Origin of the sequence: Shewanella algicola (genome assembly GCF_014648035.1) — a bacterium.
Classification (GTDB): Bacteria; Pseudomonadota; Gammaproteobacteria; order Enterobacterales; family Shewanellaceae; genus Shewanella; species Shewanella algicola.
Genome location: NZ_BMQI01000139.1, coordinates 1 through 1,208 on the forward strand (window position 1 = coordinate 1; position 1,208 = coordinate 1,208).

The following is a 1,208-nucleotide window of genomic DNA, read 5'->3' on the forward strand; positions in this document are numbered from 1 at the left end:
TCATCAATGACGATGGTTCTTACATCTTCACGCCAAATGACAACTGGAACGGTACCGTACCTGTTATCACTTACACCACCAACACCGGTGAAACAGCGACTCTGACTATTGAAGTAACGCCTGTACCTGATGGTGCCCCGACAGTCATCATAAATACCGATCTTAATGATGACGGTTTTATTAGTAATGAAGAGTTAGGTGGAGCTACTGAAGTCAATGTCACTATTGGTCTAGATGATACCGGCGCGCAAGCTGGTGACACCCTTGTAGTGAATGGAGTTGAAGTTGTACTAACACAAGATGATATTGATAATGGTAATGTTAATCTCGATTTACCTGCACCTGATGAAGGTGAAGAAATTGAAGTTGTTGCTGTAATTGTAGATTCTACTGGTAATACATCACCTGAAGGAAGTGACTCTGCAATTTTAGATACCACGCCACCAGTTATTACCGTTGATGCACCAGCTCTCACAAATGACACAACACCAACGATTACTGGTACGACTGACGCACCTGTTGGCAGTACTGTTACGTTAATTATTACGGATAGTGAAGGTAACCAACAAACGATAACAACAACGGTTCAGCCAGATGGAACCTACGAGGTTGACGTAAGAGATCCGCTAGCTGAAGGCGGCTATACAGTCGTTGCTGAAGTAACAGATCCTGCAGGTAACACAGCGACAGATAACAATGATGGTATTGTTGATATAACATCTCCGGCACCGACTGTAGAATTCAGCGGCATGGGCAGCGATGGCGTGTTTAACAGCGATGAGATCGGCACTGACGGCACTGTGACCGCGACTGTCACGCTTGCCACAGGCACACAAGTCGGCGACACCTTGATTGTCACCGACGGCAACGGTAATGAATTGTTTAACGGCCTAGTGACCTCGGACATGCTCACCAATGGCTTGGATGTCGAAGTCCCTGTCACTGCAGGCGCCACCGATGTTGATGTCACCGCACAGGTGATTGATATCGCCGGTAACCCATCAGCCACTGCGATGGATAAACAGCCTGTTGATAATGTTGCCGCACCGGCACCGACTATAGAATTCAGCGGTATGGGCAGCGACGGCGTGTTCAACAGCGATGAGATCGGCACTGACGGCACGGTCACCGCCACCGTGACCTTAGCCACAGGCACGCAAGTCGGCGACACCTTGATTGTCACTGACGGCAACGGTAATGAATTGTTT

General features: G+C 48.3%; 1 protein-coding gene. It reads left to right on the top strand.

Annotated features, from left to right (window positions below; translation table 11 throughout):
• On the top strand, positions 1-1,208 hold a 1,208-nt coding region (locus tag IEY42_RS22100; RefSeq protein ID WP_229780261.1), incomplete at both ends, for an Ig-like domain-containing protein.